A 25090-nucleotide genomic window follows, 5' to 3' on the forward strand; every position below is an offset into this window, starting at 1 on the left:
GAACTGTTAATTCGGATGAACGCCTTAAACGGCGGCTGCTCCGCCGACAATCTCGCTGAGTTCCTGGGTGATCGCGGCCTGACGGGCCTTGTTGAACACCAGTTGCAACTCGTCGATGAGGTTGCCTGCGTTATCGGTAGCCGCCTTCATGGCCACCATCCGTGCTGCCTGCTCACAAGCGAGGTTTTCCACCACGCCTTGGTATACCTGGGACTCCACATAGCGTTTGCACAGGGTGTCCAACAGGTCACGGGGCTCGCCCTCGTAGAGGTAATCCCAGCGATGAGCGATGTCCGCGTCCTGTGATTTAGGCAGGGGCAGCAGTTGGTCGATCTGGGCGTCCTGCTTCATGGTGTTGACGAACTCGTTGTACACCAGGAACAGACGGTCGATGCGACCTTCATCAAATGCTTTCAACATGACCTGGACGGACCCGATCAAGTCAGACAGTGCCGGCTCGTCGCCCAGACCACTGGTCTGAGCCAACAGGTTGCCACCGTGACGTTTGAAGAACGCGGTGGCCTTGGTGCCGATGACGGCAAAGTCCACTTCCACGTTTTTCTCACGCCACTGCTTCACATCGGCAGTGACTTTCTTGAGCAGGTTGGCGTTCAGGCCACCGCAAAGACCGCGGTCGGTCGAGACCACAATGTAGCCAATCCGTTTTGCCTCGCGCTCATCCACATAGGGATGCTTGTACTCGAGGTTGCCACGGGCAATATGGCCGATCACCTTGCGAATAGCCTCGGCGTAGGGGCGGCTATGGGCCATGCGGTCTTGCGCACGACGCATTTTGGAGGCCGCCACCATTTCCATGGCTTTGGTGATCTTCTGTGTGCTCTTGACGCTGGCAATCTTGCCTTTAATTTCTTTAGCGCCGGCCATAATGATTCACTCCGTTTTCAACGGGGGGCGGGCCTTAGCCCGCCCGGCGAATTACCAAGACTGGGTAGCCTTGAATTTATCCAGGGCGGCGGTCAGGCCGTTCTGGATGTCGTCGTTGTAATCGCCTTTCTCATTGATCTTGGCCAGAAGCTCGGCGTGCTCGCTACGCATGTAGGACAGCAGAGCGTCTTCAAAGGCGACAACCTTCTTAACCTCGACGTCGTTCAGGTAACCCTTCTCGGCAGCGAACAGAGACACACCCATTTCTGCAACAGACATAGGGGCGTACTGCTTCTGTTTCAGAAGCTCGGTTACTTTCTGACCGTGGTCCAGCTGACGGCGAGTGGCGTCGTCCAGATCAGAGGCAAACTGGGCGAATGCCGCCAGTTCACGGTACTGAGCCAGCGCGGTACGGATACCACCAGACAGCTTCTTGATGATCTTGGTCTGAGCAGCACCACCTACACGGGATACGGAGATACCCGGGTCAGCCGCCGGGCGAATGCCGGAGTTGAACAGGTTGGTGGTCAGGAAGATCTGGCCGTCGGTGATAGAAATCACGTTGGTCGGTACGAACGCGGAAACGTCGCCGGCCTGGGTTTCGATGATCGGCAGGGCGGTCAGAGAACCGGTTTTGCCTTTCACTTCGCCCTTGGTGAACTTCTCTACGTACTCGGCGTTAACGCGGGAGGCACGCTCCAGCAGACGGGAGTGCAGATAGAAAACGTCACCAGGATAGGCTTCGCGGCCCGGCGGACGGCGCAGCAGCAGGGAGATCTGACGGTAAGCAACGGCCTGCTTGGACAGGTCATCGTACACGATCAGCGCGTCTTCACCGCGGTCACGGAAGTACTCACCCATGGCACAGCCAGAGTAAGGCGCCAGGTACTGCAGGGCAGCAGCTTCGGACGCAGAGGCAACCACCACGATGGTGTTGGCCAGGGCGCCGTGCTCTTCAAGCTTGCGTACCACGTTGGCGATGGTAGAGGCTTTTTGACCGATGGCCACGTACACACATTTCACGCCAGAGGTTTTCTGGTTGATGATGGCGTCCAGGGCCAGGGCGGTTTTACCTACCTGACGGTCACCGATGATCAGCTCACGCTGACCACGGCCTACCGGTACCATGGCGTCGATGGCCTTGTAACCGGTTTGCAGGGGCTGGTCTACGCCTTGACGGTCGATTACGCCGGGGGCGATCACTTCAACCGGGGAGAAGCCGTCGTTATCGATAGGACCTTTACCATCGATAGGCTCACCCAGGGTGTTGACCACACGGCCCAGCAGGCCACGGCCAACCGGAACCTGCAGGATGCGGCCGGTAGACTTAACCTTGGTGCCTTCAGCCAGGTCGGCATAGGGACCCATTACCACGGCGCCCACGGAGTCACGCTCCAGGTTCAGGGCGATGGCGTAGCGGTCGCCAGGCAGTTCAATCATTTCGCCTTGCATAACGTCAGCGAGGCCGTGAATGCGGATGATACCGTCGGACACGGTTACGATGGTGCCCTCGTCATGCGCTTCACTGACGACGTCGAACTGCTCAATACGATTTTTGATCAGCTCAGCGATTTCGGTGGAATTCAGTTGCATGCTCTATTCCCCAATCAGGATTGCAGCGATTGATTCATCCGCCCAAGCTGCCCTTTTACGGAGCTGTCGATCACCAGGTCACCAACCTGAATCAGGGTGCCGGAGATCAGGGACGGGTCGATGCTGCAATTAAGCTTAACTTTGCGTGCGAGACGCTTCTCTAGCGCAGCACTCAGCTTGCTTTGCTCGTCGGCGCTCAGGGCCACGGCGGACTTAACGTCGGCCTCGACTTCCTTCGCGTACTCATGACGCAGCTCAGCATAGAGCTCTGCCACTGCCGGCAGCGCCGGCAGGCGTTCGTTTTCAGCCATCACCTTCACCAGGTTCTGGCCATGCGCGTCCAGTTGTTCGCCGCAGATCTGGATAAGGGCATCGGCCTTTTGGCCGGCGCCCAGATTGCCGGCAAAGAGGGCCTGCAGTTTTTCGTGCTTGGCCACTTCACCCACAAAGTGCAGCATGGCTGCCCATTGATCTACTGCGGACTTTTCGACCGCAAAATCAAAAGCCGCTTTGGCATAGGGACGAGCAACGGTAGTCAGCTCAGACATGGCTCCCCCTATCAAATGTCGGCGACAATCTTGTCGAGAATGTCGCGGTGTGCAGCTTCATCAATAGAACGCTCAAGAATCTTCTCAGCGCCGGCAACGGCAAGAGCAGCAACTTGCTTGCGCAGCTCTTCACGAGCACGCACACGCTCGGCGTCAACTTCTGCATGACCAGAAGCGATGATTTTCGCTTTCTCGGCCTTGGCTTCGGTTTGGGCCTCTTCGATGATCTGCGCCTTGCGCTTGTTAGCCTGCTCAATCAGGGCGCTGGCATCGACTTTTGCTTGCTTGATGGTATCAGCAGCATTGGCCTGGGCCAGTTCCAGATCTTTGGCAGCACGGTCAGCACTGGCCAGACCGTCAGCGATTTTCTTCTGACGATCTTCAATAGCTTTTATCAGCGGCGGCCACACATACTTCATGCAGAACAGCACGAAGATGATGAAGGCAATTGCCTGGCCGATAAGGGTCGCGTTGATACTCACAACGGGTCTCCTCTAAATCGGTGAGTGGGAGGCGTTACCGTTGATATTAACCAGCCACCTGAGACAGGAAGGGGTTGGCGAAGGTGAAGAACAGGGCCAGACCAACACCGATCATGGTAACGGCGTCGAGCAGACCAGCAACGATGAACATTTTAACTTGCAGCATGGGAGCCAGCTCAGGCTGACGCGCAGCGCTCTCGAGGAATTTGCCGCCCAGCAGGCCGAAACCGATAGCAGTACCCAGGGCACCCAGACCGATAAGAAGCGCAACAGCGATAGCGGTAAAGCCAACGATAGTTTCCATGGTTATCTCCAGTTTTAATGGTTAATGGTTAAAAACAAATCAAACAGCAAATCAGTGGTCTTCACTCGCCAGGCTCAGGTACACGATGGTCAGCATCATGAAGATAAAGGCCTGCAGAGTGATGATCAGAATGTGGAAAATGGCCCAGGGTACGGACAGGAACCATTGGCCGTACCAAGGCAGCAGGGCGATCAGGATGAAGATCAGCTCACCTGCGTAAAGGTTACCGAACAGACGCAGCGCCAGAGAGATGGGCTTGGCGATCAGGGTGACGGTTTCCAGAATCAAGTTGAAGGGGATCATGGCCCAGTGATTAAAGGGCTGCATGGTCATTTCCTTGATGAAGCCACCCACGCCCTTGATGGCGATAGAGTAGTACAGCATCAGCACAAACACGCCCAGCGACAGCGCAAAGGTGGTGTTCATGTCAGTGGTGGGTACCACTTTGGAATAGACGTGATGCGGATCGGCACCGAAGGCCTCGGCCACTTTCTGCACCAGCACGGGCAGGAAGTCGACGGGGATAAGGTCCATCAGGTTCATCAGGAAAATCCAGACGAAGATGGTCAGGGCCAGGGGGGCGATCAGCTTGGAGCGGCCGTGGAAGGTCTCTTTTACCGAGGTATCCACGAACTCGATGATCATCTCCAGGAAGCACTGCAGCTTACCGGGCACGCCGGTGTCAGCCTTTTTGGCTACCATGCGGAACAGGCCAAGGAAGATCAGGCCCAGTACCACGGAGACGATGATGGTGTCGATGTGCCAAGTCCAGAATCCTTCACCCACTGTCGCATTGGTCAGGTGGTGGTGGATGTAGCCGGACGTTGTCAGTTCTGAAGCATTACCAGACATTGTCGGTCCCGTTTATTTTCGTTGAATCAAAACTGGTGCCAGCCATTGCGCCACAATCCCCACCCCGTAGGCGGCAAAAAGGGCCCCCACGTGAATAGGAGCCCATTTGAGCACAATGACAAACAGCAAAATTGTCAGCCCGAGCTTGGCCGCTTCACCTTTGTAGAAGCCGTACACCACTTGTCGGGCGGCCCTGGCACCAGCCTGGCTGAAGGCGATGCGGGCAAAAATCAGGTTGGGAAGGACACAGATAATGGCGCCCATAAGGGCCGAGAAACCAGCCTGCCATCCCCAACCGGCAGTGATTATTATGACGGCCACCAACACCACGAGGGCTTGGCGAGCTACCACCTGATACGCTTGCCGGCGGCCGGCGGTAGCCAGTTTGTTCGTCACTTTTTTCTCCAGTCCCCCCGAAAAAAAGTCCCTAAACGCCGGGGGGTCAAAAAAACTGGCGAAAGTATACCGTTTTGCAACCTGATTGCAAATCGGGAACAGCAACAGGTACCTATAAAAAACGGGCTTTTTTGTTCAGGTTTTGTCGTCTTCCAACGCCGGTTAATACTGAAAATGGCCGATTAAAGGGCTTTTTGCGCCTAAGCCTCGAGCACCAGCGGCGACCTGGGGCCATATGGGACCTGTTAACTTGATGTTGCTTTACTACAAATGGGCATATTTGCAAAAAAAAGCGCCGTTAATGGCGCTTTAATTTGTTTTTTTACAGCTTTATCAGTGAAATCTTGTTAAAGCCGCTAATAGTTAACATCTCAGTTTGTTTCCACACCAAGGTGAGCGAGGATCCCGTCCAGCTCATCGAGAGAGCTGTAGCTGATAGTGACCTTGCCTTTACCCTTGGGGCCGTTATCGATGGCCACCTTGGCCCCGAAACGTTCGGAAAGGGTGGTCTCCAGGCGGCGAATATCCGGGTCCACCGGCTTTTCGACCTTGGCCGGTTTGCCTTCCAGCACCTTTTTGACCAGCTTCTCGGTCTCACGAACCGACAAGCCCTTGCCTGCCACCAGGCGGGCGGTCTCGCTTTGCACATCGCCACTGAGGGCCAGCAGGGCGCGGGCATGCCCCATCTCGATGTCGCCGTGTTCCAGCAGCCGTTTGACGTCGTCATTGAGGGAGTTGAGGCGCAGCAGGTTGGTGACCGCGGTGCGGGATTTACCCACCGCATCGGCCACTTCCTGGTGGGTCAGCTCGAACTCGGCCATCAGGCGCTTGAGGGCGACCGCCTCTTCCATGGCGTTGAGATCTTCGCGCTGGATGTTCTCAATCAGGGCAATGGCCACCGCCGCTTCGTCGGGCACTTCCCGCACCACGCAGGGCACCAGCTCCAGCTCGGCCATCTGCGCGGCCCGCCAACGGCGCTCACCGGCGATGATCTCGAACTGCTCGGGGCCAACCGGGCGCACCACGATGGGCTGAATAATGCCCTGGGCACGGATGGAGCTGGCCAGCTCTTCGAGGGCATCGGGGACCATGTCACGCCGTGGCTGGTATTTACCGGGCCTGAGCTGCTCTACCGGCAGGCGGCGCAGCTCTTTTTCCTTGGCCGAAGACGCCGCGCTGGCAGCGGCCTGGGGTTCAGGCTGCTGGTCGTCACGGTCACGGCTGGCATTGCTGGTGGCCAGCAGCGCATCCAGGCCACGGCCCAATCCACGAGGTTTCTTTACCATGGTATTCCCTTACTCTCCGCTGGCCGCCGCCAGGGCGGAGGTGTCCTCGTCGTGGCGGCGCAAAATCTCGCCTGCCAGTGCCAGGTAGGCTTTGGCGCCGTTGGAGGCTTTGTCGTAATACATGACCGGGGCGCCAAAGCTGGGGGCTTCGGCCAGGCGCACATTGCGCGGAATCACGGTGCGATAGAGCTTGTCGCCAAAATGGGCTTTTAGCTGATCGGACACATCATTGGCCAGGCGGTTGCGGGCATCGTACATGGTCCGCAGCACCCCTTCGATATGCAGCTTGGGGTTCACCACGGCGGCCAGCTTGCTGATGGTGTCCATCAAGGAAGTCAGGCCTTCCAGGGCGTAGTATTCGCACTGCATGGGCACCAGCACCGAGTCGGCAGCCGACATGGCGTTGACGGTCAGCAGGTTCAGTGACGGCGGGCAGTCGATGAAGATGTAATCGTATTGGTCCAGCACCGGAGCCAGGGCATTGCGCAGCCGCACTTCCCGGGCGAAGAACTCGATCATCTTGACTTCGGCAGCGGTGACATCTCCATTGGCGGCAACCAAGTGAAAGCCGCCAACGGTGTCTTTGACCACCACTTCATCCAGCGGCTTTTCGTCTACCAGCAGGTCGTAAACGGTATGGGGAACGTCGTATTTGTCCACCCCGGATCCCATGGTGGCATTGCCCTGGGGATCGAGGTCGATCAGCAAAACCCTGCGTTTGGTAGCCGCCAGTGAGGCAGCCAGATTGACACTGGTGGTGGTTTTGCCAACCCCACCTTTCTGGTTGGCTACGGCGATAACTCTTGCCACTGTCGTCCCTTATCGATTTATTCGGTATCCGCGTATCCTAGCGCGATCAGATGGCGCTGACCATCCAGACCCGGCACCGCAAGGGGATATACCGCACGAACCTCGATATTCTCAGGCAGGGCGTTCAATTCTTCTTCAGGATAGAGGCCTTTCATGGCCAAAAAAGCGCCGCGGTGGTCGGTCAGGTGGCCACACCAGGAAAGCATGTCCTGGATGGAGGCAAAGGCGCGGCTGACCACGGCAGCATAAGGCTGCTCGGGCTGATGCTCCTCAACCCGGCTTTGGATGGCGGTCACGTTGCTGATGCCAAGCTCATGGCAGGTCTGGCGGATAAAACGGATGCGCTTGCCCAGAGAATCGAGCAGCACAAAGGTTTTGTCCGGGTTGATGATGGCCAGAGGCAACCCGGGCAGCCCCGGGCCTGTACCTACGTCGATAATAGCCCCAGAGGGTAAGTAAGGACTCACAACCAGGCTATCGACGATATGCTTGGCCACCATCTCCAAGGGCTCGCGCACTGAGGTGAGGTTGTAGGCCTTGTTCCACTTGTCGAGCTGTTCCACCAGTTTCACCAGTAGCTCGCGCTGATGACCGGTCACCTCAAGGCTGGTCTCGGCCAGCAGTTGGTCCAGACGCTTACGCAGCATGTTCACGCCTCAACAGACCTTGCTTCTTGAGATACACCAGCAGCAGGGAAATGGCGGCCGGGGTGATGCCGGATATGCGCGAGGCCTGGCCTACGGTCTGCGGCTTGGCGTCGTTCAGTTTGACGATCACCTCGTTGGACAGGCCCTTGACGTTTTTGTAGTCAAGATCGGCGGGCAGCAAGGTGTGCTCGTTACGCAGAATCTTATCAATCTCGTCTTTCTGGCGCTCGATGTAACCGGCGTACTTGATTTGGGTTTCCACCTGCTCGGCGGCCTGCTCGTTGCCAAGGGCCGGGCCGAAGCCCTCGATGCCCATCAGCGCGTCGTAGGTCATTTCCGGGCGGCGCAGCAGCTCTTCAAGGCTGTTCTCGCGGGTCAGCGGCGCTTTGAGCAAAGCGTTGAGCGCCTCAGCCTGGGGGCTGCCGGGGTGAGCGTATTGGCCCTTGAGGCGCTGGGCTTCTTGCTCAATCAGCTCCACCTTCTCGCTAAAGGCCTGCCAGCGCACATCGTCCACCAGGCCCAGCTCGCGGCCCTTGGCGGTCAGGCGAAGGTCGGCGTTGTCTTCACGCAGCAGCAGGCGGTATTCGGCGCGGCTGGTAAACATGCGGTAGGGCTCTTTGGTGCCGAGGGTGGACAGATCGTCGATCAGCACCCCCATGTAGGCATCGGAGCGGTGCGGCGCCCAGCCTTCCTCGCCACGGGCAAGGTGCGCGGCGTTAAGGCCGGCAATAAGGCCTTGGGCCCCGGCTTCTTCGTAACCGGTGGTGCCGTTGATCTGCCCGGCAAAGAACAGACCCTTGATGAATTTGGTCTCAAGGGTGCTTTTCAGATCCCGCGGATCGAAGAAATCGTACTCGATGGCATAACCGGGACGCATGATGTGGGCGTTTTCCAAGCCCTTGATCGAACGGACGATCGCCAGCTGCACGTCATAGGGCAGCGAGGTGGAAATACCGTTGGGATAGACCTCGTGGGTGGTGAGACCTTCTGGCTCCAAGAAGATCTGGTGGCTTTGCTTATCGGCAAAACGCACCACTTTGTCTTCGATGGACGGGCAATAGCGCGGGCCAATACCTTCGATAACCCCGGCATACATGGGGCTGCGGTCGAGGTTGGCACGGATCACGTCATGGGTCGCTTCACTGGTGTGGGCGATGTAGCAGTTGATCTGGGTCGGGTGCTGCTGGCGATTGCCCAGGAAGGAAAAGGTCGGCGTCGGGTTGTCGCCGGGCTGCGCTTCCATCAGGGAAAAGTCGATGCTGCGGGCATCGAGGCGCGGCGGTGTACCGGTTTTTAAGCGATCCACCCGAAACGGCAGTTCACGTAATCGCTTGGACAGGGCATTGGCCGGCGGATCGCCCGCGCGGCCGCCTTCAAAATTATCAAGGCCGATGTGAATACGCCCGCCAAGGAAAGTGCCCACCGTCAGTACCACGGTAGGGGCATAGAATTTGAGGCCCATCTGGGTAACGGCGCCTTTGACCGTTTCGCCTTCGACGATGAGGTCGATACAAGGCTGCTGAAACAACGTCAGGTTGGGCTGGTTCTCAAGGGCGCTTCGCACAAAGGCCTTGTACAGGGCGCGGTCAGCCTGGGCGCGGGTGGCACGTACGGCCGGGCCTTTAGAGGCATTGAGGGTACGGAACTGAATACCGCCGTGATCGATGGCGGTGGCCATCAAGCCACCCAGGGCATCGATCTCCTTGACCAGGTGGCCCTTACCGATACCGCCGATCGCCGGGTTACAGGACATCTGGCCCAAGGTATCAATGTTGTGGGTCAGCAACAGGGTACGGCGGCCCATGCGAGCAGACGCCATTGCCGCTTCGGTACCGGCATGACCGCCACCGACAACGATCACTTCAAAGTGATGCGGATTATCCATTGAGAACCTCAACGCCAGACTGATAGAGAGCCGCGCATTGTACTCCGAAGCGCAGCGCTCACCAAGTCGGTGATCGGCTCGGTGATCCAGTATTAGATCAAAGATCTTTTTTAAAGATCCTTTACTGTTTGATCTATTAGATCGCGCCAGATCTGTGGGTAACACGAAAAAGATCAATTAAGACAGGATCATGGGTGCGATCAGATCATGTTGATAATGGTTGATCCCAGCCGGTATGAGCTGGGATCAACTTGGTTAGTTATTCACAGGGTGGGGCGGTGGTGGATCTTAATCAGTGAATAAACACCGGTTTTCCACCTGTACGATCCAAGGATATCCACAGCTTTGATCTGAATGAGAGACGAGATGTGGATCAAATTTTCGCGATCTGCGCTTCCAGATAGGCGGTTGCAAGCTCTTCCGGCAAGGCTTCAGCCAGGACGTCGATGTCCACTCTTGGCCAGATCTCCTCGGCCTGGCAGGCGATCATCGCTTGTTCCAGCTGCTTGCCACCCTCACAGAAGGTGTCGTAGCTGCTGTCGCCGATGGCAAAGACGGCGAAGCGGATCTGGCTCAGATCGGGTTTGTCTGCCAGTTGCTCGGCAAAAGGCTGAATGTTGTCGGGCAGCTCCCCGGCGCCGTGGGTTGAGCTGCATAGCAGCCAGATACCGCTGGTAGGGAGAGATCCCAGATCGGGGCTGAGGTGGATCTGTACTTGATGTTGGTGCTGTTGCAGGGTTTCGCACAGGGCATCGGCAACATATTCACTGCCGCCCAGGGTACTGCCCACCAGGATATGGATATCAGACAAGATAAGGCCTCCGTATGACTGGCCCTATCATAAACCCAAGGTCCCCGCCTCAATAGGCCGGCATGGTAAAACGCCATTGCCGGTATTCAAGCTCAATGCCATCTGGGGTGATGGCGGTCAGCGTCAAGCCATTGCCGAGCTTGGCTCCTTCGCCGTAAGCCCGGTTGTTTATCTTCACCAGCCGGTCTTTGGGCTCCTTGGCATAGATGTGCACCGTTACCACCAGTGCCGGCAGCTCCCGCTGCACATCCACCGGCAGTTGCCGCCAACTGGGTAGGGCCTGTTGGGTGTCAGCCGCCTCTGTTTGTGCGGTTTGTTCGGCTTCGGGAGCAGGGGCTTTGCTATCAGCCTTGATGGCCGGCTCTTTCGCAGGCACAGCTACTGGCTCGGCAATGGGCGGCGGCAGTCTTGCCTGCGCCAGCTCAGAGGAAGGCGGCTTGCTATCGCTACCATTTTCCACCGGCGCGGCCGGGGTTTGCAAAGTGGGCTGCTCGGTCTCAAGGGTGACTGGGCTCAGCGCCTTTGGGTCAAGCCCGGGAGCGGCCGATATCCCCTTCGCGGTGGGCGTTTTTACCGGCGGTGGCGCACTTGGCCAGAACAGCCAGGTGGCGAGCAGGGCGGCCAATACCAGCAAATAAGGCAGCAGGGACGCGCCTTTGGGTTTTAGCGGTGGCGGCATGGCCTGCGGGGTGTCGAGGCCCGGGGCCTGCTGGCCTTGGCGGCGCTGGCGCTCCGATTGCTTGAGCACTTCCAGGATATAGGACATGGCTAGCCCTCGGGGGGGAAGAGCAACGGCACGCTGCCGTCGGTCAGGCTGGTTAAACGAATGCTGGTTTGGGGGCCCACCACCCCATCGGCAGCGAGGCCCTGGCTGAATTGAAAGGTTTTCACGTCACGAAACAAGGGAAAGTCATAGTGGTTGTCGGGCAAAGGCCGCTCGGCCCTGCCTTGGATCTCAGCCAGTTGGTGCTCTAACCAGGCAACGGCGAGGCTCTGTTGGCCGGGCCTTAGCGGTTCTACGTAACCGGGAGGCATCCGCCACAGCAGGGTGTAGCTGCCGTCCCAGTGCGCTTTTACATCATCCAAAGGCACCAGATCCTGGTTGCCGCCTCTGTCGAGCTCGGCCAGATCGCCACTGACTCTTAACAGCAGCGCGAAGTAATGCTGGCTGCCGGCATTGATACCGATAACAGCCGGCCTGTTGTGGGCGGTGAGGTGCTGCCAACTGGCGTTTTCGCTAAAGCAGCCCAGCTGGTTGTCTCTTGCGAACTGGCATACCGACGGCTGCTCGGCAGCTTTGTAATCGAGGTGCCAAGCGCTAAACAGCCGGGTAAAGGCCGCCGCCTGGCTTAGCTCCATGGCGAGCCCCTCTGGCCACTGCCAATCAAATGCTAGCGCCGTTGCCGGTTTAGGTTCGGTGCCGGGGCTCTGGGCAATAGGCGTAGGCGACAGCGCCATGGCCTTGGCTTCAACGGCGTTAAGAGAAGCGCCCGGTATCCAGGCCAGGCGATAGCCTGCCAGCAGCACGGCGGCGCCAAGGGCGGTGAGCAACCACCAAAGGCGGCGGCGCCCTGCCGGTTGCGGCTGGCCTTTTAACTCCCGCGCGGCTTGGTTGAGGATGGCGCTGCTGACCCGGGTTTTGCGTTGGCTGTAGGTGCCCAATAGCGCCCGGTCGCACAACAGGTTGATAACCCGCGGCACCCCTTTGGAGAGCTGATAAAGGCGCCTGAGTACCGAGGCTGAAAATAGCGGCTGCTCCTGGCCAGCCACGGCCAGGCGGTGCTGCACATAGGCCGCCGTTTCCGCGGCGCTCAAGGGGCCGAGGTGAAAGCGGGCGGTGATGCGCTGCGATAACTGCCGAAGCTCTGGTTTGGCGAGCATTGTCAGCAGCTCCGGTTGGCCCAGCAGGATGATTTGCAAAAGCTTGCGCTGGTTGGTCTCAAGGTTGGTGAGCAGCCGCAGCTGCTCTAACACTTCGCTGGAGAGGTTTTGGGCTTCGTCGATGATAAGCACGGTGTGCCGGCCCTTGGCGTGGCTTTCAAGCAGGTGGCGGTTAAGGGCGTCGATATAGGTTTTAAGCCAGGTGCTGCCGGGGGCGTAGGGAATGGCCAGCTCGTCGCAAATGGCCGCCAGCAGTTCCAGCACCGAGTATTTGGGATTGAGGATAAAGGCCAAGTCGGTGTGCTCGCCCAGCTGTTCAAGCAGGCAACGGCAGACCGTGGTCTTGCCGGTGCCCACTTCGCCGGTCAAGAGCACAAAGCCGTTGTCGTTACGGATCCCGTAAAGGAGGTGGGCCAGTGCTTCCTTGTGCTGCTCACTCAGGTACAGATAACGCGGATCCGGTGCGATGGAAAAGGGCGACTCAGTCAGCCCGAAGTAGTGGTTGTACATGGCACCTAAACCACAGAGTGACTGTTTTAACAGTAGTCCGAAATTGCCGCTGTTACATGGCAGGATCACTAGGTGAACAATCTATTAACACTCGTTGTGGCCGCTGCTGCTGTGTATCGCAGGCAACTAAACTTTGCACACTGGGACCAAGGCCTAAGTGGTAGCCACGTGAATAAAGTTGAATACGAGTGGCCTTGCCAAGGACAGGAGGGGCAAAGAAAAGCACTTTTTTTGGATCTGTCGTCATCCAGTGAAGATATCCGCCTGCCGGGTTGGCAATTGGACCGGGTCACCAGCCCCGCCAAAGCCAGGATGATGTTGGCCCAGAACGGCTACGAGGTAGCACTGGCAAGGGTTTGCCCGTTAAAGGATAGCCAGCGCGATGAGCTTGAAGACGTTCTTTGCGACAACAACGCACCCGCCTGGATAGTCCTCACCCGCACCGAAGAGCTTGAAGACCAGGATTTCTGCCGGCTCATCTACGAAAACTGCTACGACTTCTACACCCTGCCGTTGGACGGCAAGGTCAGCTTCCTGCAGGCCACCCTGGGCCACGCCTACGGTATTAATCGCCTGCGGGAGATAGGCGAGAAGCAGCTTTCCTGCCTGGACGAATGCCAGATGGTCGGCGCCAGCCCGCCAATCATGCAGGTCTTTAGCCAAATTCGTAAGGTGGCGGCGGTCGATGCGCCGGTGCTTATCCTGGGGGAAAGCGGCACCGGCAAAGAGCTTATCGCCCGCGCCATCCACCAGCGCTCTGCCCGTCGCAAGGGGCCTTTTATTGCCGTTAACTGCGGCGCCTTGCCAGAGACCCTTATCCAGTCGGAACTCTTTGGCCATGAAAAGGGCGCCTTTACCGGGGCGCTGCGCCGCAAGTTGGGGCGTTTTGAAATGGCCCAAGGCGGCACCGTGTTTTTGGATGAAGTGGGGGACTTGCCCCTGGAGATGCAGGTGAACCTGCTGCGCTTTTTGCAAGAAGGCAGTATCGAGCGTCTGGGGGGAGAGCAGAGCCTGAACCTGGATGTGCGGGTGATTGCCGCCACCCATGTGGACCTGGACAAAGCTGTGGCCGAAGGGCGTTTTCGTGAAGACTTGTTCTACCGGCTAAATGTGCTGCACCTTCGGGTGCCGCCCCTTCGGGAGCGGCCGGGAGATGTGGAGCTGCTGGCACGGTTTTTCTTCCAAAAATTCAGCCTCGACCACAACAGCAAGGCCAGGGGCCTTAGCCAGCAGGCACTGGTGGCCATCAACCAGTACGGCTGGCCTGGCAATGTGCGGGAGATGATAAACCGCATCCGCCGCGCCCTGGTGATGAGCGAAAACCGGCTGATAAGCGCCGAAGATCTGGGGCTCAAAAGCCCCAAACAGGACACCCGGGTGCTGAGCCTGGATGCGGCTAGGCAAAGCGCCGAGCGCGAGGCGCTGATCGCCTCACTGGCTTTTACCCAGCACAATGTCTCGGAGGCCGCCAGGCTGTTGGGGGTGTCCAGGGTGACCCTGTACCGCCTGATGGACAAACATCAGCTTAATTGACGCCGCCTGTTCCGTTTGTGCAACAAAAGCCACCCTCGGGGTGGCTTTTAATTTACTAAGGCATTGATAAATATAGGTTAGCCGTTGTGGCTTGGGTTTTGCAAAATCCACTGGACCCACAACAGCTGGAAGCAGCCCATGACAGCACAAACGCCACAGCAACAGCAGCTGCGTCTGGAACGGCTGGCACAAATCGTCGACGAGCCGGGGCTGCCCCATCGGGCGTTGTTGTTATGGAGCCTCAGGACCCTGCAATACCTTCTGGAAGAAGAACCGGTGCATCTTTGGGATGAAGACCGTGATCCACGGCGCAGATCGCGCAGGCGCTGAAAATCGCAGCCCTCAGGCCAAGTGTTTGCCGGTCAATGAGTTAGCTGACAGCTGCGTAAAAAGTAGGCATTTGATCGACTCACCCACCCTGTATTGTTTATTTTTTATTCAATAAGCCCGTGCTAATGTTCACGCCGTCCTGGCCCAACTGCCGGGAATTATTGCCTTCAGCCAGACCCTGCTGACCCGCGGAACCGGACCCTCCAAGGCGACAATTTTACCTAAGAAAGATCCTCTCCTGACAAAGGCACACTTCGGGTAACCGAAGGTCGCAAAGCCAGGGGCCCCTTATGGGTTGCCCGGCTGCCGAAAGAGAGAATCCCTGCTTCGGGCCTATGCTGGCTTGAGGATCTTTCTCTGCTGTTTATGAGGAGATCCTGTTGAAACGTCCAGCCCTTAGCCTGCTATCCGCTGCCCTATTGATGTCTGCCACCGCTTATGGCGCCGCCCCTGCCGAAAACGCACGGGATTTGACCCAGGATCTGGTCAAACTCATTAAAAACAGCCATGGCAATGGCAAGGCCCACGGCCTGGAAGCCAAAGCCCAGGCCCGCCAGCAAGCCTTGCTGGCCCTGGCCGACAGCGACCCGCAAGCGGCGGTGGAGCTGCTGATACCAGCTGGTAAACAACAAGGGCTGGACGCGTCGGTGCTGGCCTATCTGGAACAACCGGTGGCCATGAGCGGGGAAGTACAAACCCTGGTGGCCGACCACGAAGACGGCAGTTTCAGCCACCAGTACCTGCTCAATACCCCCTTTGGCGACCAGATCCCCCTCAAAGGCAAAGGCCTTGGCAAACTGAGTGGCAAAGGTGAAGTGCAGCTGAGCGGCGCCATGCTGGGTAGCGAGATGCTGGTGGACGACAGCAACATTCTGGTGATGGCCGCCGACGGCAGCACCACCACCAGTAACGGCGGCACTGCCGGCGCTTCTGGTACCGTGACCGGCGAGCAAAAGACCCTGGTGGTGCTGGCCAACTTCAGCGACGACCCCCAGCAGCCTTGGACCAAAGACGCCATCAACAGCCTGGTGTTTGGCACCGTCAACGACGTGATCATGGAAAACTCCCAGAACAAAGCCTGGCTGAGCGGCGACGTATACGGCTGGTACACCTTGGGGGTCAGCTCCAGCCAGTGCGATTTCAATACTGTGGTACCGGCCTTTAAAGAAGCGGCCAGCGCCAACGGCGTGGATCTGAGCGCTTACAGCCGTTACGTGTTCATTACCCCCAAAACCAGCAGTTGCGGCTTTACCGGCCTGTCTACCGTGGGCGGCAACCCGGCGGTGTCCCTCATTAACGGCCAGGTGGCCAACTGGCAGATAATCACCCACGAAATGGGCCACGGCATGGGTCTGTACCACGCCCACGCCCTGGAATGCGGCGCCAACGTTGAAGGCAGCAGCTGCACCAGCTCCGAATACGGCGACATCACCGACCCCATGGGTAAAGGCCTGGCCCTGTTCGGCGCCCGCAACCGTGAGGCCCTGGGCTGGCTCAATGTTACCGACGCCAGCAACGGCGGCGTCTATACCCTGGGCGGTTATGCCGGCACCAGCGGCTACGAAAAAGCCATCAAAATCGCCAAGGGCGATGGCACCTATTACTACCTGAGCTATCGCCAGCCCACCGGGCTGGACAGCAGCCTGGCCACCGCCAACTTTGAAAACGGTGTGGTGTTCCACGAAGTAGACCCCAGCAACGGCAATGCCCAGTACCTGCTGGACATGACCCCGGGCTCCGGCACCACCAATACCGACTTTTACGACCCAGCCCTGGTGGCCGGTTACAGCTACCAGAGCGGTAATGTACAGGTAGATACCCTGAGCGCCGGTGGCGACACCGCCGAGGTCTCGGTGATTGCCTCTGGCAGCAGCGCCGACAGCTGCGTCGCCAAGGCCCCCTCTGTGGTGCTGAGCCCCGGCCAAAGCCCTTGGCTGGCCGCGGGTAGCGCCGCCACCTACACCGTCAGCGTTACCAACAACGACTCTGCCGCTTGCGCCACCGGTACCGTTAGCCTGGCCAAATCCCTGCCAAGCGGCTGGTCCGCCACCTTGGGCGCCAGCAGCCTGAGCCTTGCCCCCGGCAGCAGTGCCAGCACCACCTTGGTGGTGAGCTCTGCCAGCACGGCGGTGGACGGCTTTTACACTGTGCAAGTCAGTGCCAGCCAGCACCAGAACAGCGTCAGCAGCAGCGCCACCTATGTGGTGGATAACCCGGCCTCCAGCACCAACAGTGCGCCGGTTGCCAACAACGACAGCGCCACCACCAGCGGCAGCAGCGTGGTGATTGCGGTACTGAGTAACGATACCGACGCCGACGGCGACACCCTGTCTATCAGCAGCTTTACCCAGGGCAGCAAGGGCAGTGTCACCCAGAGCGGCAACAACCTGATTTACACCCCGGCCAAGAGTTTCAAGGGCAGTGACAGCTTCAGCTACACCGTCACCGACGGCACCGCCTCGGCCAGCGCCACGGTCACCATAGGTACGGCCAGCAGCTCCGGCAGCACCAGTGGCGGTTCCACCGGTGGCGGCGGCAAAGGCCGCAACAAATAAAAAAACGGCGGGTTTAACCCGCCGTTTTTATTGGCTCTGCCGTTACTGCGGGCAGAGGTTATTGTTGTTGTAAGCATCCAATGTGCCGGCCAGGCTGTTAGCCAGGGCGGCGTCACCTTGCCCTTTCTTACCTTTGAAGTAAGTGCCGTTGCCGTCAAAGCTGATGCTTTGCAGCAGAGTGGCTGCCTGGGCAGCGGCGCTGCTGGCGGCAGGGCAGGTACCGGCACCGGCGTTTTGGTTCAGCAGGTAAGCAATGTACTGAGCGGCCAGGCCAAAGGCGGCATCACTAGCGGATTTCTTACCGTCACGAACCACATCCGGGTCGGCAACCTGGCGTTTATCCAACAGGTCTACCGCGAACGGGCAGGCTTCCTGGTCACCACTGTCACCGTCCAGGTTCATCGGGTTAGCGATGACAAAGCCGGGGTACAGGGTGATGGGCAGGTTGGCATCCAGAACTGCTTCTTGGTTACCACGACCATCACAGCTGGTGTGGTTTTTCCAGAAACCGATAGTCCTGGCGTCGCCACCGGGAGGCGGTGTGTCTTCGATGTGGAAGCTACGGGTTTCACCGGCGCTCAGGGTGAAGGCAATACATTCAGTGGAGTTATCCACGTCGGCGTTGCCGCCACCCGGTACGAACCAGGTGTCACCGTCGAGGCTGGTGTTAGCCCAGCCGGGCAGCATGTTGGTTTCGCAGAAAGCGTACTGCACGTTCACTTTCAGCTTGGCCATGCCGTCCACATTGACGCAGTTTTCGGTGGTGCCGTTACAGCTGAAGCTCACCGCTTCGCCGTTACCCAGCGGGCCACTGGCGGTGGCGCTGGCAATGGCGCCGCCAGTACCGTCACCGAGGCGGATCTCAAAGGTATAGGCCTCACCCGCCATCAGCGGCAAGCCGTTTACGGTTTTGATCACTTCTGCCATACCGCGTTTGACGTTGGTAATGGTACAGGTGCCTTCTTGGTCCAGACCCAGGGTAATGGTGCCGTCTGCTGCGCAGTCGCCGCCGATGGTGGCGTCATAGCTGTTCAGGTTGGTATTGCTACCGGCCTGTTCGCTGACGGTGTGCTGGGCGTTGGCCAGGACATTGACGAAGCCGTTGGTACCGTTATGGCCTACATCAGAGGCGTACAGGCCGCCGTCGATGTAAAGGTTGAACAGGCCACCATCGTCTGTGGGATCAAGGTACTTGATGACCCGCAGGCGCGGCGCGATGTCGTTGTTGGTGATAGTACAGGTTTTGTTTTCACCTACGCTCAGGCTGACCGAGCCGTCACCGGCGCAATCCCCTGTCCAGCTGCCGGCGGCATAGCCCGGTTGCTGGGTTTCGGAGGCGTTGTAACTACCGGCATTGACGTTGTTGCTTTGGCCACTGGTGACCTGCATGGCGTCAATAAAGAGCGGGAAGTCACCAACCTGCAGGGTACCGCCGTCGTCATTCACCACCACTTTGATAAGGGTCAGAGTGGGTGAAATGTCGTTGTTGGTGATGGTACAGGTTTTACTGTCGCCAACACTCAGGGTGACCGAACCGTTAGCAGCGCAGTCGCCACCCCAGCTGCCCGCGGCATAGCCGAACTGCTGGGTTTCGGAGGCGGTGTAGCTGCCAGCAGCAACGTTGTTGCTTTGGCCACTGGTGACCTGCATGGCGTCGATAAAGAGCGGGAAGTCACTGACCTGCAAGGTACCGCCGTTGTCATTGATCACCACCTTGATAAGGGTCAAGTTAGGTGCAATGTCGTCGTTGGTAATGGTGCAGGTTTTGTTTTCGCCCACGCTCAGGCTGACGGAGCCGTCACCGGCGCAATCCCCTGTCCAGCCACTGGCGCTATAGCCATATTGCTGGGTCTCAGACGCGCTGTAGTTGCCGGCGTTCAAGGTGTTGCTTTGGCCACTGGTGACCTGCATGGCGTCAATAAAGAGCGGGAAGTCACTGACCTGCAGGGTACCGCCGTTGTCATTCACCACCACTTTGATAAGGGTCAGGGTGGGGGGAATGTCGTCGTTGGTGATGGTACAGGTTTTACTGTCGCCAACACCCAGGGTAACCGAGCCGTTAGCAGCGCAATCGCCGCCCCAGCTGCCCGCGGCATAGCCGAACTGCTGGGTCTCGGACGCGGTGTAGCTACCGGCATTCAGGTTGTTGCTTTGGCCACTGGTGACCTGCATGGCGTCGATAAAGAGCGGGAAGTCACCGGCCTGCAAGGTACCGCCGTTGTCATTGATCACGACCTTGATAAGGGTCAAGTTCGGTGCAATGTCGTCGTTGGTAATAGTACAGGTTTTGTTTTCGCCCACGCTCAGGCTGACGCTGCCATCCACTGCGCAATCGCCACTCCAGCCGCTGGCTTGATAGCCATATTGCTGGGTTTCAGACGCGCTGTAGTTACCGGCGTTCAGGGTGTTGCTTTGGCCACTGATAGCCGGGTTGCCGCTGATAAAGAGCGGGAAGTCACCAACCTGCAGGGTACCGCCGTTGTCATTCACCACCACTTTGATAAGGGTCAGGGTGGGGGGAATGTCGTCGTTAGTGATGGTACAGGTTTTGTTTTCGCCCACACCCAGGGTGACCGAGCCATTAGCGGCGCAATCGCCACCCCAACTGCCAGCCAGATAGCCGAACTGTTGGATTTCGGAGGCAGTGTAGCTACCGGCGCTCAGGGTGTTGCTTTGGCCACTGATGGCCGGGTTGCCGCTGATAAAGAGCGGGAAGTCGCTGACCTGCAGGGTACCGCCGTTATCGTTGATAACGGTTTTAATCAGGGTCAGGGTCGGTGCGATGTCGTCGTTGGTGATGGTACAGACCGCAGACTCGCCCACAGTCAGGGTGACGGTGTCGCCATCGTTCTGAGTGCCGCCTACGCAGACCCAGTTGGAGGCGGCATAACCTGCCGGACCGTTTTCGGACAAGTCATAACTGCCAGCGGCAACATTGCTGCTGACATTGGGGCCAGCGCCGCTGAAGTTAACCGGGCCTGTTGCAGACAAGGTCCAGTCACTGGCGAGCGCGGTACCACCGTCGTCGTTCACCACCACTTTAATGAGCGTCAGGCTCGGCGGTTGGTCATCGTTGGTGATGGTACAGACTTTATTTTCGGCCAGGGCCAAGGTCACGGAGCCATCACTGGCACAATCGCCACCCCAACTGCCGGCGGTATAGCCCGGTTGCTGAGTTTCAGAGGCATTGTGGCTACCGGCATCTACGTTGTTAACCGTGCCGCTGGTGACTTGCATGGCGTCGATAAACAGCGGGAAGTCGCTGACCTGCAAGGTGCCGCCGTTATCGTTGATAACGGTTTTCACCAGGGTCAGGGTCGGTGAGATGTCGTCGTTGGTGATGGTACAGGTGACCACCTCGCCGTAGTCGAGGCTGATGCTGGCACCGCTTTGGTTGCCGCCGTCACACACCCAGGCTGAGGCGCTGTAGCCGCTGGGGCCGTTTTCGCTCAGGGCATAACTGGTGTTGGCGTTGACATAGTTAAAGCCGGTGTCGCCGTTGCCGTTGAAACCGCCGCTGCCGGTGGCGCTCAGCTGCCAATCGCTGGCAGTGGCGGTGCCGCCGTTGTCGTTAACCACCTGTTTGACCAGGCGCAGCTTGGGTTTCTCTTTGTTGTAGAAGGTACAGTCGAACTCGTCGCCATCGAGGATGGTGATGTTGGCGGTATTGCCGTTGATTTGGTAGCTACCCAGGGGGTCGCTGTTGAGGATGGAGCAGGAGATGGAGTCCAGCTCCCAACCGGCCGGTACCGTCTCGGTAACGAAGTAGGGTGTATCACTGGCGTCGGCGGTGTATTGGGTTGAGCCGCCGTCGGTCAGGTTAAAGGCCAAGGGGATACCAAGGTCGGTGGTAAAGCCGAAGCTGGTGGCGGTATCACCTGCCAGCACCACTTTGTTGATGGTCACCACACCGGGCCCGGGGGCGATGGTGTTGGTGTAGGTACAAGTGACGTTGTCACCCAGGCCCAGGGTGATGTCCAGCGCCGAATTGCCGCCGGTGTTGGCGGAATTGCTGGCAGTGTAATCGGTGGCGCCAGTACAACTGACGTCGCTGAATACAAAGTTGCCGGACAAGCTGCTCTCATCCACCTGATAGCTGCCGGGGAACAGTGACAGATAGGATTTCTGAGCACTGGGCTGGGCATCGGTGGTGTTGAGGGTGAAGCTGTCTGAGCTGGCATCGGGGTAGGTGAAGTCGAAGTCGAAACTGCCCTCTTTACTGAGGTAATCAGCCAAAGACTCGGCCACCTTGACGATAGTGATGGTACCGCAGGTGTTGAGCTGGCCACCGACAAAGTCTTTCAGGTCGGCCCCGGTCTCAAACGATGAGCGGGTTTCCAGCAAGAAGGAGTTAAAGCACACCTGGTTGCCAAGCCCCAGCAGCGCCGTTAAATCCACCCCGGCTTCAAAGTACTGGCCCGGCTCACGTACATCGGTGGTCCAGGCGGGGGTGATGTTGGTGGCGTTGACCGCGGCGCACAAGTCCGGGCTACCGGTACTGTGGTGGTCTGGCGCGGTGGCGGTACAGTCTGTCCCTGAGATGAAGGGGTCATCTTCATTGATGATTTCGTCACCGTTGTAGGTGCCGCTCAAGGCGACCGAGTTGTCCGGGTCAATCAGTTGCCCCAGCACTTCGTCGCCGGTGTCGGGCACCCCGTCGGGGTCTATCCAGCGGTAGGCGATGATGGTGGAGATTTTACCGCCACCGGTAAACTCGGATACCAGCAGGATGTCGCCATCGGTTTTCTGGCCCTGGAAGCCAAGGCCGGAGAGCGGGTCGCAACCCACCACGCCCTGGAACAGCCAGATACCAACGTTGGCACTGCCGTTTTTGCTTTCCCGGTCGGCCCCGGCCACCAGCAGGGTGTGGGGCTGGCCGTCAACCATCATCTGGTAGGCGCCGGAGAAGCCGTTAAGGATGTTGAATTTGGGCCCAACGTTGTTGGGCTGCGTACATTCCCACTGGGAAACGTTCTGGATGTCTTTGTCCCCCTGGCCGAAGTAGGTCGGGTCTGGGGAGAAGTCGTCAAAAGAGAAGTCCTCCGAATAGGTGCTTGCTGCTGTCGGGTCCCCCATTACCTTGGCGTAGATGCTCTCTGCATCGTCAAGGCCCGGGGTGTTAACCACCGTGTTGCCGTCGAGCTCGAAGAGCCCGTTGTTGTGCACGGCGTAAACCGTGACCCCCACCCCAAGGGCGAGCGCCGCGGCGGCCAACCATCTGGTTTTTTTCCAGAATGTTGGCCATCTTTTTCCTGAAAGGGAATTTCGCATGTCCACCTCCTAAGGCCACGCCAGCATGCTGGTGTGGACCTGGGTCTCCCGGTGCCGTGGTGTGCAGTGCCCACTGCCATGGTTCTGCTGCCCATCCCGGTTTGAGGGAGGTAAGTACATTCGACAGGGACGTCCCTCTACCGCTTGTATCCCCGTAACGAACGAGTCCTGCCGGCCACGCCGGCGATGTCCGGCGCTATTAACGCAACACTCATGCCTTGTTTTTATCTGATTGATTTTTATTGATTTATTGGTTTTGTCGCGGGGCGGAGAGGGGGCGGTTGTTAGGCTGCCATTACAGGCTGGGGGAGAGGAATTTCCAACGCCTTGATAACGCTGGTTATTTAACGAAAGGCCGCTGTTTCAACAAAGAAACAGCGGCCTGTTTGGTTTTAATCACCCTTACGGCCAAAGGCGCTGGCCGGGAAGGTGACCCCTTTTAATTTGTTGCGGTATTCGCGGGTAACCTGGCGCGCTTCTTCGCGGTCGGTCACGGCGGTGGGGGTGATCATCACCACCAGTTCGGTGCGCTGATTGCTGCGCCCGGCCGAGCCAAACAGCCAACCCAACACCGGCACCTGGCGCAAGCCGGGTACACCGTTGCTGTCGTTACTGCGGTTGTCGCGAATAAGGCCCCCCAGCACCAGGGTTTCGCCGCTTTGCACCGCCACCGAGGTATTGATGCGGCGCTGGGTAATGGTGGGCGAGTCGATATCCGAGGTGGTGGTGGTGGCCACGTCGTTAACCTCTTGGGTGATGTCCAGCACCACCATGCCGCCGGCATTGACCCGGGGGGTCACCTCCAGCAGCACGCCAGTGTCCTTGAACTGGATGGTACTGGTGATGTTGCCAAGATCAGACGAGGTATTGGTGGTCTGGGAGGTGCGCACCGGCACCTGATCGCCAACCCGGATGGCGGCGGTGTGGTTGTCCAGCACCATCAACGAGGGAGAGGACACCACGTTGAGCTTGGAGTCGGAGGCCAGGGTATTGAGCAGCAGCCGGGTGGCGGTTGCGTCAAACACCTCATAGGTGGCACTGGCCAGGTAATCGGTGGGTGAGGTCAGGGGCCGGGTGCCCAGGGAGCCGATACCGGTTTTGCTGCCAACGCTGTTTTTAAAGAACCATTGCAGACCGTAGCGCAGCTCGTCCTGCAAGGTCACCTCCACTATGGTGGCTTCCACCAGCACTTGTAGCGGCAGCACATCGAGCTGTTTGACCGCCTTGTGCACCTTCTCGTAGTCGCTGGGGCTGGCCATGATCAACAGGGCGTTGTTCTCCTCGTCGGCGATGATCTGCACCTCACCGACATTGAGGTTGGTGGCGTCCATACCGCCGCTCACCGCCACCACCGGCACGGCATCCGGCGGCGCCTTTGGCTGGGGTACATCCGGCGCGCTCTTGCTGGTGGGCCTGGCGTTGCTGCCCTCGAAAAGCTTGCCGAGCATGTCCGCCAGCCGGTCGGCCTTGGAGTTCTGCACGTAATAGACGTACATGTTGAGGCCGCGGGGGTTGTCGGCTTTGTCCAGCCGCTCTATCCAGGTGCGGGCGTCGGTCAGGTACTTGGCCTGGGGGGTGATCACCAGCAGCGCGTTGAGCCTGTCTATGGGTAAAAAGCGCACCATGCCTGCCAACGGGCCCTCGGCGCTGTCGCCAAAGATGGCCTCCAGCTCCTGGGTAATGACCCCTGCTTCCACCGCTTGCAGCCGGAAAATGCCCACCGACATGCCTTGCAGCTGGTCTACGTCAAACAGCTGGATGGTGTCGCGCAGGCTCAAAAGGTCGGACTGGGTGCCGGCGATGGTCAGCAGGTTGCGCCGTTCATCGGCCTCCAGCAGGCCCTGCTTGGGCTTGATGGGCTCAAGCAGTTTCATCATCTCTTTGGCGCCGATGTACTTAAGGGGCCACACCAGCATCTGGTAGCCCCTGTCGGCGCTGAGTTTGAGCCGGGGGTTGAGGCCGCCCAGCGACACCTCGCCGGTGGGCACCACCTGATACAGGCCGTTGTTGCGCACCAGGGCGGCGCCATTGATTTGCAGCAGGGTATCGAGGGTGGGAATAAGGGCGTCGCGGGTGATGGGTTTACTGGTTTGCAGGCTGACCTTGCCCTGCACCCCATCGTCGATGCTGTAGTTTTCCCGCAAGATGTCGCCGAGGATGGTTTTTACCACCTCGCTGATGGCGGTGTCCTGAAAGTTCAGGGTGACATCACCGGCGCTGCTGCGTGGGGCATCGCTCCCGGCCTGGCCCACAAAGTGGCCGCTGCCGGGGTAAATTTCCACCCGCTCCATGGGCGGCGGGTTGTTGGCCTCGCCCGTTATCAGCGGCGCCATCACATCGCCTCGGCCCGGGTGGGCCTGATCGTAAAGACTCAAGCCTTGGGCGGCGGCGTCATCCTGGTTGGATTGCCGAAACGGGTTGTCACTGGCGTGCTCCCCGGCCGGTGTCAGGGCGCAGCCGGCCAAGAGCAGGCAAAGCATCGGCAGCACCGTTTTGAGTGCGGTAATCATG

Annotated in this window: 19 protein-coding genes and 1 riboswitch; of the genes, 3 read left to right on the top strand and 16 right to left on the bottom strand. The window is 58.8% G+C overall.

Annotated elements, in window-relative coordinates:
* Positions 1–24 precede the first annotated feature (24 nt).
* The 14 genes from atpG to AC22G1_RS20285 all read right to left on the bottom strand — a co-directional run bounded on the left by atpG (position 25) and on the right by AC22G1_RS20285 (position 12890).
* Complete coding sequence (gene atpG / locus AC22G1_RS20220; RefSeq protein WP_050660536.1) at positions 25–885, bottom strand: F0F1 ATP synthase subunit gamma; 861 nt, start codon at positions 883–885, stop codon at positions 25–27.
* Positions 886–936: 51 nt separating this feature from the next.
* Positions 937–2478, bottom strand: a complete 1542-nt coding sequence (gene atpA, locus AC22G1_RS20225) for a F0F1 ATP synthase subunit alpha (protein WP_487314954.1) — start codon at positions 2476–2478, stop codon at positions 937–939.
* A gap of 14 nt (positions 2479–2492) precedes the next feature.
* Positions 2493–3026 (bottom strand): F0F1 ATP synthase subunit delta, encoded by a 534-nt coding sequence (gene atpH, locus AC22G1_RS20230; protein WP_487314955.1) that lies wholly within the window; start codon positions 3024–3026, stop codon positions 2493–2495.
* A gap of 11 nt (positions 3027–3037) precedes the next feature.
* On the bottom strand, positions 3038–3508 hold the full coding sequence (gene atpF / locus AC22G1_RS20235; protein ID WP_050660533.1) for a F0F1 ATP synthase subunit B: 471 nt from the start codon (positions 3506–3508) through the stop codon (positions 3038–3040).
* 46 nt (positions 3509–3554) lie between these two features.
* Positions 3555–3812: a F0F1 ATP synthase subunit C gene (gene atpE, locus AC22G1_RS20240; protein WP_083445994.1), complete on the bottom strand. Its 258-nt coding sequence runs from the start codon at positions 3810–3812 to the stop codon at positions 3555–3557.
* Positions 3813–3863: 51 nt separating this feature from the next.
* Positions 3864–4664, bottom strand: a complete 801-nt coding sequence (gene atpB / locus AC22G1_RS20245) for a F0F1 ATP synthase subunit A (protein WP_050660532.1) — start codon at positions 4662–4664, stop codon at positions 3864–3866.
* Positions 4665–4676: 12 nt separating this feature from the next.
* Positions 4677–5060: an ATP synthase subunit I gene (locus tag AC22G1_RS20250; RefSeq protein ID WP_198174040.1), complete on the bottom strand. Its 384-nt coding sequence runs from the start codon at positions 5058–5060 to the stop codon at positions 4677–4679.
* A gap of 371 nt (positions 5061–5431) precedes the next feature.
* Positions 5432–6346, bottom strand: a complete 915-nt coding sequence (locus AC22G1_RS20255; RefSeq protein WP_487314956.1) for a ParB/RepB/Spo0J family partition protein — start codon at positions 6344–6346, stop codon at positions 5432–5434.
* A gap of 9 nt (positions 6347–6355) precedes the next feature.
* Positions 6356–7156: a ParA family protein gene (locus AC22G1_RS20260; protein ID WP_050660530.1), complete on the bottom strand. Its 801-nt coding sequence runs from the start codon at positions 7154–7156 to the stop codon at positions 6356–6358.
* 17 nt (positions 7157–7173) lie between these two features.
* Positions 7174–7800 (bottom strand): 16S rRNA (guanine(527)-N(7))-methyltransferase RsmG, encoded by a 627-nt coding sequence (gene rsmG, locus AC22G1_RS20265; RefSeq protein ID WP_487316759.1) that lies wholly within the window; start codon positions 7798–7800, stop codon positions 7174–7176.
* On the bottom strand, positions 7793–9688 hold the full coding sequence (gene mnmG, locus AC22G1_RS20270) for a tRNA uridine-5-carboxymethylaminomethyl(34) synthesis enzyme MnmG (protein ID WP_487314957.1): 1896 nt from the start codon (positions 9686–9688) through the stop codon (positions 7793–7795). The genes rsmG and mnmG overlap by 8 nt, the downstream gene beginning before the upstream one ends.
* A 373-nt stretch (positions 9689–10061) precedes the next feature.
* A complete protein-coding gene (gene mioC / locus AC22G1_RS20275; protein ID WP_487314958.1) occupies positions 10062–10499 on the bottom strand; it encodes an FMN-binding protein MioC in 438 nt (145 codons plus the stop codon).
* Positions 10500–10548: 49 nt separating this feature from the next.
* Positions 10549–11265, bottom strand: a complete 717-nt coding sequence (locus tag AC22G1_RS20280; protein WP_487314959.1) for a general secretion pathway protein GspB — start codon at positions 11263–11265, stop codon at positions 10549–10551.
* 2 nt (positions 11266–11267) lie between these two features.
* Positions 11268–12890: an AAA family ATPase gene (locus AC22G1_RS20285; RefSeq protein ID WP_487314960.1), complete on the bottom strand. Its 1623-nt coding sequence runs from the start codon at positions 12888–12890 to the stop codon at positions 11268–11270.
* A gap of 231 nt (positions 12891–13121) precedes the next feature.
* Between AC22G1_RS20285 and AC22G1_RS20290 the strand changes: the two genes are divergently transcribed.
* From AC22G1_RS20290 to AC22G1_RS20300, 3 genes are all read left to right on the top strand, one after another.
* Positions 13122–14423 carry a sigma-54 dependent transcriptional regulator gene (locus AC22G1_RS20290; RefSeq protein WP_487314961.1) on the top strand — a complete coding sequence of 434 codons (1302 nt, stop codon included), beginning with the start codon at positions 13122–13124 and terminating at the stop codon, positions 14421–14423.
* Between the two features lie 138 nt (positions 14424–14561).
* On the top strand, positions 14562–14753 hold the full coding sequence (locus AC22G1_RS20295; RefSeq protein ID WP_148049880.1) for a hypothetical protein: 192 nt from the start codon (positions 14562–14564) through the stop codon (positions 14751–14753).
* A gap of 236 nt (positions 14754–14989) precedes the next feature.
* A riboswitch (cyclic di-GMP riboswitch) is annotated at positions 14990–15064 on the top strand.
* Positions 15065–15133: 69 nt separating this feature from the next.
* Positions 15134–17308, top strand: a complete 2175-nt coding sequence (locus AC22G1_RS20300) for an Ig-like domain-containing protein (protein WP_487314962.1) — start codon at positions 15134–15136, stop codon at positions 17306–17308.
* A 42-nt stretch (positions 17309–17350) separates the two neighbouring features.
* Here the strand turns inward: AC22G1_RS20300 and AC22G1_RS20305 are convergent, their stop codons facing one another.
* Positions 17351–22522 carry a prealbumin-like fold domain-containing protein gene (locus tag AC22G1_RS20305; protein WP_487314963.1) on the bottom strand — a complete coding sequence of 1724 codons (5172 nt, stop codon included), beginning with the start codon at positions 22520–22522 and terminating at the stop codon, positions 17351–17353.
* A gap of 449 nt (positions 22523–22971) precedes the next feature.
* Complete coding sequence (gene gspD, locus AC22G1_RS20310) at positions 22972–25089, bottom strand: type II secretion system secretin GspD (RefSeq protein WP_487314964.1); 2118 nt, start codon at positions 25087–25089, stop codon at positions 22972–22974.
* Position 25090: the final 1 nt, after the last annotated feature.

Source organism: Gallaecimonas zhanjiangensis (assembly GCF_057624825.1).